We start from the raw sequence: 9,389 nt of genomic DNA on the forward strand, positions 1-9,389 counted from the left end.
GTTTCACGGTTGGGTTCCCCTTTCTGAATTAGCTTAATTCGGACCGGTTGATTTTGAGATTGGCGGTCTTGGGCAGCGGCTCGCGAAATTCGACGGTGTCGGGAATCATGTAATAAGGCAGAATCGATTTGCAGTAGCGGATGACCTCCTTCTCCGTCAGCGCGAGCCCCAGTTCCGTGACGACCAGCGCCTTCAAGCTGCTGCCTTTATCCAGATCATGCCTGCCGATCACCGCAGCCTCGATCACGCCGGGCATCCGGCACAAGCGCTCCTCCACTTCCTCCGGACTGAACCGGAAGCCTTGCGATTTCAGCATCTTGTCTTTGCGCCCGACAAAATACAGGTAGCCTTCCTCGTCCAGCTTTCCGAGATCGCCGGTATGCAGCGCCCCGTTCCGGAATACTTCGCTCGTCTTCGCCGGATCGTTCCAATAGCCCGGAGACACGAACGCACCCCGGTGCACGATTTCGCCGATCTCGCCCGGACCGCGCAAGCGGCCGTCCTCGTCTTCGACGGTAATGTCCACGCCGGGCAAAGGCTTGCCCACCGACGGGATTTTGCGTTCGAACTCTTCGGGAAGCAGGCAAGTGGAACGAAAAGCTTCCGTTATGCCATACATCATATAAAATTTCGTCTGCGTCAGCAGGGCCTTTAATTTCATTAGCTCATCATGGGGAAAAGGTTCGCCGATAATCGAGATGTATCTGAGGTGAGGGTAGTGGTGCTTCGCCAATGGAGAGTGTTTTTGGAGGAGCATCCTCCAAAGCGACGGTACGCCGTGGAAGCCGGTAATCTGCTCGCGAAGCATCGTTTCCACGATATCATGAGGGAAAAGGGATTCTTGCAAAACTAAGGTTCCGCCAACATACAGCATGGTGAACAATTGACTGAGCGCCCCGTCGAACGAAAACGGGGTCACGCTGATCAGCCGGTCGGTGCGCCGGTTTTCCAAAACCTGCGCGGAAGTGATCGTCGCCTCGCTAAAAATACGATGCGTCACCACAATGCCCTTCGGCTTTCCGGTGGAGCCGGAGGTGTACAGGATCGCTGCCGGATCGTCTTCATGCACGGCTTCTGTCTGAAGGCTGCCCGCGAAATCCGCATCCGCGCACTGTAAAATGTCTTCCAGCGCATATTCATGTTCGTACTCCGACCGATCTCTGCGCTGCGCCTGCGCCTGAGATAATCTTACGAGCAGCTTGATGCTGCTTTCTTCCAGACCGGCTTGGTTCAGAACGCCGATTCTGCTGTCATGAACGAACAGCGCCCGCATCCCGCAGTTCGCGACAATATGACGAAGCTGCTCGCTTTTGACATGGGGATTGATATGAACGAACAGCGCCCCCATCTTCATCGCCGCCAGGATGACGACGATTTCTTCGATACATTTGGCCGAAAAGATGCCCAGCCGGTCGCCTTTGCGAATGCCTTGAGAGAGCAGAAATTGCGCGAGCCTGCCAGAAGCCTCGTCGGCTTCCCGAAAGGTCAATCGCCTGTGCTTCTCGATAAATGCTTCCTTCTGCGGATCGTCTGCCGCAGCCTTGGACAACATGTCGGGAATCAGCATACGGCTACCTTCATGATCTTAACCGTTCGACCAGCGACACGACACCGTTCATCGTTCCGAGGCTTTCCATGTTCACGTCATCCTCGGAAATGCTCACACGAAACGTTTCTTCCAGAAAAGAAATCAGATCCAGCACATCCAGCGAGGTCAGCAAGCCTGCTTCGAACAGATTCAGCGAAGGATCGGTTACTGGCTCGTGGGTCAGCTCGCGAATATAATCGGAAATTTGTTCTCGTACCGTCATCGTCTGCGCCTCCCGCACTTTTCCATTTTCCATAAAGGTACAATCAGGTTTACTTGGCTATATCATTGCTTGCTGCTTCTCCACTTTCAACGTCTCGATAAAAGCCGGAATCACTTCCAACAGATCGCCTACGATCCCGTACGTGGCCAGATCGAAAATAGGCGCATTCGGATCGGAATTAACCGCGATGATCGTTTCCGCTTCATCCATCCCTACCGTATGCTGGAGCGCCCCGGAAATCCCACAGGCAAAATAGACGCGGGGCTTCACAATGCTTCCGGTTTGGCCGATCTGATGGGAAGGGTGAATCCAGCCCAGATCCACAGCGGCCCGAGTAGCTCCCACGCTGGCCCCTATCGCATCGGCGAATTCGTAGATGAGCGGCAGGTTTTCCGCCTTCTTGATCCCCCGCCCTACCGCGACAATCGTATCGGCCTGCAGCAGATTGGCGGGGTCCGCTCTCCCCCTCACAATTTCTAAAATTTCAAGCACTGTCTTGGACACGCGAATCTGCGAGCTCATATCCCTCACGATGCCGCTAGGGGTACTTACTTTGGCCGCCGATCGGAATACATGCTCCTTGATCGTCGCCATTTGCGGTCTTTGGTGCGGAATGACGATTTTTGCGACGATGCTTCCCCCGTAAGCGGGTCTCGTGACAACCAGGTGGCCCGTTTCCTTGTCAAGCGACAAGCTGATACAGTCGGCGCACAATCCGGTATCAAGCCTTGCGGCGACTCTCGGGAAGATCGAACGGCCGCGCCGGGTGCCGCTTCCGAGCACGATGGCCGGCTTCAGCTCGGCCAGCAGCTCGCTCATGCAGCGGGCTTCCGCATCCTCCGCGTAGGGCTGAAGATTCGGGCTGTCGACCAGCCATACCTCATCGACGCCCAGCTCCAGCAGCTCGCCGGTTAAATGGCCGATCTCGCTGCCGAGGAGTACAGCCGATACGGGCAGTCCCGTACCTTCGGCCAATTGCCTCGCGGCCCCGATCACCTCCGGCACCGATGGAACAAGCGCTCCGTCGGCATGCTCCGCATAGACGCAAATGCCGCTAAACGACGCCTCGTTACTCTTAACGCCCGATTCGTCGGGGATGGACCAGTCGACCATGGAATCTCTGGGCATAAAGTTATCCGGCAAGGAATCGTCGACGATCGCATCCGCCGGGCATACCGGCACGCAGGAGCCGCAAACGACGCACCGATCTTGGTCGACATTCGCCTGACCTTCCAGCAATCTCAAAGCTTCAAATGGACAAAGCTGCACACAGGTTCCGCATCCGATGCAATTCGATTGGAGAATGCGAATTTGGCTCATGTGAAAACTCCCGTTCCTTTGTCGTCGCAGGCCCCGATTTTGGATAAAATACGGGCTGCGCATTGCCGGTTGTCCGCATAGCGGACGATTTCCCCGTTGGCTTTCCTCTCCTTTCCGGCCGGGTGGTAGACGCCGACGACCCGGGTAGGTGATCCGCTTAGACCGATCCGTCCGGGCTCAATCCCCAAATCGTCCGGACCCCAAACCGTGATTTGCGTGGTCTTTGCCTTCATGAGGCCCAGAACCGAAGGTATCCGCGGCTGATTGATATGCTTGCGGATGCACAACAGCGCGGGCAAGGGCAGCTTGATCGTGATTTCGCGGTCCTCCAGCTCCCGTTTGACCACCATTTCCCGGTCGTCATGCACAGAGCAGATTTCGCTTACGTTCGCCACATGAACGATGCCGAGCTGCTCTGCCAAGCTCGGGCCGACTTGGCCGGTCTCCCCGTCAAGCGACTGTTCGCCGGTCAGTACAAGCTGGAAGCCGCCCAGCTTGCGAATGCCTGCCGCCAGCGTGTACGAAGTGGTCAACGTATCCGCCCCGGCAAAATCCCGGCCCGACAGCAGTACGATCCGATCGACGCCCAAGGCAGCGATTTCGCGAAGCTGCTCTTGGCATTTTTCCGGTCCCATCGACAGGCACGTCACGGTACCTCCGTACCGGTCCTTCCATTTCAGCGCTTCTTCCACGGCATAATAATCGTTCGCGTTGTTGACTAACCGGCTCGCTTCCCGGCTTGAATCGCCCGTTTCTTTACTTTCGTCCGCCATATCGTGCAGCATCACTTGTTTGACGCAGACTACAATGTTCACCGAAAACCTCCTTCCCGAATGCTACAATATCAGGGCCCGTAATTCATATTATTATCTACTTTGGGTAATTTTGGTAGTGATGAATTTCACAAATTTTGTTAACATTTTGCAAACGTCATAACCACCGCTCGGCATTAAAAAAGAGACTGTCGCCCCGACGACAATCCCCTTGGTTTGTGTTGACTTTCATGATCACTAAGCTTCTTCTCTTTTCACTTTTCGGCTCAAGTCCAGATTCAAAATATAGTTGTACTTGTCCGCATGCTTTAATTCATCGGTGAGAATTTCAAACACCATGTCGCGATAGTAGCGGTTCGGCATGCCCGCCCGGATGATGCGGTATCTCTCCATCGCGCTCAATTCGCCGAAAAACGCCCGCTTCACCCCGTCTATGAAAGACCGGGGCTTCTCGAAAGATACATTCTGCGGCGTTTCAATCACTTGGCCGGTCAAGTCCCGATAGATCGTTCGAAACATTTTGTTGTGCTTGCGTTCGTCGTCCCGAATGCTGGCGATGATGTTCTTTTCTTCTTGCGACGGGGCAACGGAAATTAAGTAGTCATAGAACAACTCGTCTTCCCGCTCGCCCTGGACAGCCTGTTTAATCAGTGGAAGCGCTTCTTGGAGGGTCTTGTAGGTGGGCGGTTGGGTGTGGTAACCCGTGCCGGAAGCATGAGACATCCCTCCAACAGCTGCAACGGGATATGTGTGGCTTCGCGAAGGATAAGCATAATAAACCGATGGATACACGAGATGACCTCCGTGATGAAAGAATGAACTCTGAGTTAGTGTATGTTTGCCTTCGTAGAAAAGCAACTTGTCATCCCCAAGGACCGCCCTGCCATCATAACCGCGTCTCCCCCTTCCCCGACGGTGTTCGTAAATATTATGACCTGCCAGCGCCTGTACCGAGAGTCAGCAGGAGCGCGGCGCATGCCGCCATTTTGAACAAGCTTGATTTCACGTGCTTTCCCTCCGATGTGTCTGCACCTGTTTGATGTGATTTCCTGAATTGCGATTCGCGGTTGACGGCGAAATGCCTGTTGCAAATTGATTCGCTACAAATCATTTAGTATAGTAGTTGCGAGGTGCAGCAAGCAAGTGAATCTATGCTTCAAGACTTGAATCGGCATTTTTATTTCGGTTTCATCGGGAGATCTCCGGAACATCGCGTCCGGGCTGAGAAAGGAGGCCAGATGTGGAGCGCCTAGACGAGGTTATTTGGGTCGAAAAAACGAGCTTCGTTGACTGCGTTGTACTCAAAATATGGAACAAAGCTTGGAGTCCGGATGTTCATTTTCAACATGGCCTACTGGCCGCACTTCGCCACAGAGATATTTCAGTCTCAACGTCTTATGGGTGGGGATACACCCCTTCCCGGCATTAAGTATTGTTAACAAGCTACGATGGCAGCCCGCCTTCAACAATCACGAGCCAACATGTAAAAGATTTCGCCGAGTTGTTGCTGGGACTGCATCAATTATCGGTTGAGGAGCTGGAGCCTGCACTCCTTAAAACATACGATTTCACTCCCTATTTTTATCCGGGAATTGAAGAGCATCAAGACATCCTGGCCGAGCTGCTCCTTTTGGTTACAAGCTCCAAGCTGAAACAAAACAAGCTGATTCACGGCGACTTTAACTTGGGCAACATCCTGGACAATCAAGGAAAGTACACCATCATCGACTGGACCAATGCGCAATTAGGAGACGCCAGATACGATTTGGCTTGGTCGAGCTTCCTAATCCATATCTACAATGGAGAAATGCTGGCCTCTGCATTCCGGAATGCCTATTTAGCACATCGTGAATTCGAAACGGAAGAAATGCTAAGGTTCGAAGCGATTGCATGTCTCCGATGGCTGCTGTTCCATAGAACCGCCGATGTCCCCAGAACCGAGACGACGATCCAGCGGGTCAATGACATCATCATCGGAAATAAATACTTGAATACGACGCTTATGTTGGTGTAACGACCGAGGCCGGTTGTTTGGATGGAACTTTAGAAAATTGAACGAAATGGGAGGATTTCAGTGAGCAAGCGTTATCGGATTACAAGAGAATTTAAGGAAAATGGAACTTCGGAACAAGGCATCTCGTTGGAAGAGTGCAAACGGTATTTTTCGACCAAACCCGACTTTGCCTATACCCCGGTGTTTACGGTGACAGGGGCTACCACCATGTCCATTGAGGGAGATTTTTTCATGTGGAGCTTCGGCGATAGCAAGATCCCTTTCCGGCATTACCATGGGGATATTTACGTATCCGGCTCCAATGAAGCGGTGATCCCCAAGATGATGGAGATTGCAGGCGAATTGGACGCGGATGTGCTGGAAGGATAATCTGGCGGAAACGATAGTATGAGGCCATGCCCAGCAGTTGGGATAGCCTCAAAAAAGCTTATACCCGGCTCTGCCGGTGAGCCTCCTTCACCCGCTCGCCTTGCTCGGCTGTCAGATGGGTTAGTACAGGCTGCATACGGGCACGCAGCAATTGAAACAGCAGCAGATCGCTTCGGTTATTTGGGCTTGAATTCGTGCAATTAAAGCTGGCGAGTTAATATTGATGATATTACTTGAAGCTGTTCATCAAGCGAGTACGGGTCTTCAAAGGCGAAACGGTATGGATTGATAAAATAAACACGACGATTCTTTACAGCAGGGAGGCTTTGCCAAATCCCGCTTTCCGTTAACGTGGAAGGGTCGCCGTAGACGGATATGAAAATATGATCACCTGCATATGCAGGCAAAGCTGAGAACGGGATTTTAATACTCAACGAAGCTTCATCAAGTTCCCTCCGCTGCAGGGGAGGAGCTTGCAGCTGCAAGGCTTGATAAAGGCTGAAGCTGCCGTAACCCGCATGCTGGCCCAATACGTACAGCTGCCCATTCAATAGCAGCAAATTCGTTACAAAGTACCCCAACCCGAGCTTACTCACGATTTGTGCCCGAGTTTGTTCAATTCGCCACTCGTAGTCTTCAATCCATTGCTCTGCCAAATCGGTTTTATTGAGAACGCCGCCTATCAATCGCAGCTTCTCCAAAGGACTGGTACTTTGATAAGGAATCAGAAGCGTGGGTGCGATTTGCTCAAGCTGCTGATATTGGTGTTCATTTTGCGTTACAATCAGATCCGGCTGCAGTCCGGATACACGGGGCAAGCTGATGGGAAAGCCTTTCCCCAGATCGACAATGCCTTGCAAGCTGCTGCTGCTTTTCTCTGCTGCAGCTAACTCTTTTCTTAGCATTTCCGTTCGGGCACCTACAGGAATCACGCCAAGCTTCAGCAACTGTCCCATATATTGATCGGCTACAATGCGCTGAGGGCTGGATGCGAGCGTGAAGCTTCGAATCAATCTCTGCTTGTTCTGTGCATATTGACGGGGCGATTGTCCGACGATCTGCTTGAAGCGGCGATTGAAATAGAACTCATCCCGGTAGCCGACAGTCTGGGCAATATAGGATAACTGGCCGCCGGCGAGCAGCAGTTTCTTGGCCTCTTGAATTCTCAAATCGGTCAAGTAACCGGACACGCTTCTATTGGTGAGCTTGCGAAACAGCTCGGTAAACTGTCTACGGCTAAGCCTAGCCTTAGCGGCCAGCTTATCGACTGTAATGTCTTCATGATAAGCCGCATGCATATAGTCGAGGGCATGTTCGACGGCCTTCTTGCTGTCGTGCTCCTTGGCACGGTGAAAGTTACGTTCTGTAAAAATGAACATCATCCATTCTTGAAAGTGCATGTGATTGGCCAATTGCTGCAACGGATCTGAACTCCATCTATTTTTGCAAAGCTGCTCCAGTCCTCTTGAGAGGCGCTGCCAAGGCGCCTTCCATAAATCCTGGTGAGGCAGGAAAGAACCTGAGCCACCTAAATCGTCCAAATTGTCCCAATCGCCTGTACGCTGCATGGCATAGGAAATGATATAACAGGCAAAAGGGCGTGCAGTTGTATTGTTTAGTTGAATGTCGGCAGTTGAAACAAGGGAAAGCAGCTCCCCCGGATGCAGATCCGCCTTCATGTCATCTGCTTCAACGTGCAGGCTGCCCCTAATCATGACGATTAATGTTAAATAATTCAAAGAATATCGAAAGGAATTCATGGTTTGAGGTGAATCTGAATCGAACTGTTCTATATTAAGAAGTGCAAAGGAAATGGAACGAGGCATGCGCTCCGGCTGCTCCTGCAGTTTGCGCAATTCGATCATAGGCTTCCTTCCTTTCTTTACTTGCTATTGCTGTGGCGCACCAATGATCCAATGATACCTAAGAAGCCCGTTGTCCACAAGGTCGTGGAAACAGGCTTGAGAATTTATCTAATGCGAAGGTCTGCCGCGCTTAAGCTAACGGGCTTTTGTCAGCAGGTTAACGATAATATTAAGCTGTGCTTCCAATGAGTAAGGATCGTCCATTGCGAAAATTTTCGAATCATAGAAATAGACTTGATCGTTCATAACGGCCGGAATACTTTTCCAAAAATTACTGTCCAGCAATTCTTTGGCTTTATCCTCGTTCACAACTGTAATGAAAGCATGATCGCCCATGTATTCAGGGACAGCTTCAAATGAAAGCTCGGCACTGCCCATCTCTTTATCGCGCAGCGTTTCAGCCTTGTCCGTCGGTTTCAGCTTAAGGTAATCGTAGATCATGTACCCGCCATATGCCCCATTGGGACCGAAAACAAACACATTCTTGTCGAAAACGGCCATGACGGATACCGTTTGCCCCTCTTTTAATTTCCCGGAAGCGGCAATTTTCTGTTGTGCGTCTTTTAATTGGCCCTCAAATTCTTTGATCCACTTATTTGCTTCTGCGGTTTTGTCGAATAGCTCGGCAATTTTGAGCAGCTTGTCCATTGGTGTCGTATAGCTTTTGGACCAGTAAGGGATTCGGACCGTAGGTGCGATTTTACTATAAGACTCATGGTTATTTGGGAGTGCGCTAATGATCAGGTCAGGCTCCAGCGAGGCAAGTTTCTCCAAATTAAGTGGAAATCCTCCCAAATTCTCAATCCCTTCTAATGCATCCCTCTCCAGGTTCGCGTATGGAATCCAGGCTTCCTTAAGCATATTCTCGCGAACGGCAATTGGTTTAACGCCCAGCTTTAGCAGGTGGCCCATATGCTGATCTGAGGCAACCCGCAGAGGCTGAACGGGAACCTCCGTCACGCCGGCTTCATGCTCAAAGGCACGTGTGGGCTGGATGGAATTGTTGGTTTGCTTGCTGCAGGCGGCTAGCAGTAATACAATCACGATGGTTAGCAGGCATAGCTTTGCGGAAACGGTTTGGCTCCTTAACAATTTTCATACCCCTTTACACAATAAAAAGTGGAATTAATAATAATAATAATCATTATCATTTATTATGGGGGTATGAAGATGTGGTCACAATGGAAATCCAGGCGGTTTTTTTATACTTTTTAGCGCCCTCTTGTTTCGCCCAAAA

The 9,389-nt window shown here is 51.3% G+C and carries 9 protein-coding genes; 2 read left to right on the top strand and 7 right to left on the bottom strand.

Translation table 11 applies throughout. The annotated features are described in order from the left end of the window. Positions 1 to 28 precede the first annotated feature (28 nt). The 5 genes from BLO51_RS11030 to BLO51_RS11050 form a co-directional block, all read right to left on the bottom strand. Positions 29 to 1,567 carry a class I adenylate-forming enzyme family protein gene (locus tag BLO51_RS11030; protein WP_090671115.1) on the bottom strand — a complete coding sequence of 513 codons (1,539 nt, stop codon included), beginning with the start codon at positions 1,565 to 1,567 and terminating at the stop codon, positions 29 to 31. 10 nt (positions 1,568 to 1,577) lie between these two features. Continuing rightward, complete coding sequence (locus tag BLO51_RS11035; RefSeq protein ID WP_025848114.1) at positions 1,578 to 1,811, bottom strand: phosphopantetheine-binding protein; 234 nt, start codon at positions 1,809 to 1,811, stop codon at positions 1,578 to 1,580. A gap of 57 nt (positions 1,812 to 1,868) precedes the next feature. Continuing rightward, complete coding sequence (locus BLO51_RS11040) at positions 1,869 to 3,131, bottom strand: FAD-binding protein (RefSeq protein ID WP_090671117.1); 1,263 nt, start codon at positions 3,129 to 3,131, stop codon at positions 1,869 to 1,871. Further along, positions 3,128 to 3,946, bottom strand: coding sequence for an electron transfer flavoprotein subunit beta/FixA family protein (locus tag BLO51_RS11045; protein WP_090671120.1), 819 nt, complete (start codon positions 3,944 to 3,946; stop codon positions 3,128 to 3,130). The genes BLO51_RS11040 and BLO51_RS11045 overlap by 4 nt, the downstream gene beginning before the upstream one ends. Before the next feature lie 195 nt (positions 3,947 to 4,141). Next, positions 4,142 to 4,696 carry a ferritin family protein gene (locus BLO51_RS11050; RefSeq protein WP_245719625.1) on the bottom strand — a complete coding sequence of 185 codons (555 nt, stop codon included), beginning with the start codon at positions 4,694 to 4,696 and terminating at the stop codon, positions 4,142 to 4,144. Positions 4,697 to 5,336: 640 nt separating this feature from the next. On the opposite strand from BLO51_RS11050, the gene BLO51_RS11055 reads away from it, so the two are divergent. Beyond that, positions 5,337 to 5,918 carry an aminoglycoside phosphotransferase family protein gene (locus BLO51_RS11055; RefSeq protein ID WP_090671126.1) on the top strand — a complete coding sequence of 194 codons (582 nt, stop codon included), beginning with the start codon at positions 5,337 to 5,339 and terminating at the stop codon, positions 5,916 to 5,918. A 60-nt stretch (positions 5,919 to 5,978) separates the two neighbouring features. Beyond that, on the top strand, positions 5,979 to 6,287 hold the full coding sequence (locus tag BLO51_RS11060; protein WP_090671129.1) for a hypothetical protein: 309 nt from the start codon (positions 5,979 to 5,981) through the stop codon (positions 6,285 to 6,287). 200 nt (positions 6,288 to 6,487) lie between these two features. On the opposite strand, the gene BLO51_RS11065 is transcribed toward BLO51_RS11060, so the two are convergent. Together BLO51_RS11065 and BLO51_RS11070 are read right to left on the bottom strand one after the other, a co-directional pair. Next, positions 6,488 to 8,152, bottom strand: coding sequence for a helix-turn-helix domain-containing protein (locus BLO51_RS11065; protein WP_090671132.1), 1,665 nt, complete (start codon positions 8,150 to 8,152; stop codon positions 6,488 to 6,490). Between the two features lie 135 nt (positions 8,153 to 8,287). After that, a complete protein-coding gene (locus BLO51_RS11070) occupies positions 8,288 to 9,196 on the bottom strand; it encodes an ABC transporter substrate-binding protein (RefSeq protein WP_217266725.1) in 909 nt (302 codons plus the stop codon). Between the last annotated feature and the right edge of the window lie 193 nt (positions 9,197 to 9,389).

The sequence above is a fragment of the Paenibacillus tianmuensis genome, from assembly GCF_900100345.1.
Taxonomy (GTDB): Bacteria; Bacillota; Bacilli; order Paenibacillales; family NBRC-103111; genus Paenibacillus_G; species Paenibacillus_G tianmuensis.

What these genes read in the sequence shown, in the direction of transcription:
- BLO51_RS11030 (WP_090671115.1), bottom strand. Translation starts at nt 1,567, where the DNA reads ATGCTGATTCCCGACATGTTGTCCAAGGCTGCGGCAGACGATCCGCAG.
- BLO51_RS11035 (WP_025848114.1), bottom strand. Translation starts at nt 1,811, where the DNA reads ATGACGGTACGAGAACAAATTTCCGATTATATTCGCGAGCTGACCCAC.
- BLO51_RS11040 (WP_090671117.1), bottom strand. Translation starts at nt 3,131, where the DNA reads ATGAGCCAAATTCGCATTCTCCAATCGAATTGCATCGGATGCGGAACC.
- BLO51_RS11065 (WP_090671132.1), bottom strand. Translation starts at nt 8,152, where the DNA reads ATGATCGAATTGCGCAAACTGCAGGAGCAGCCGGAGCGCATGCCTCGT.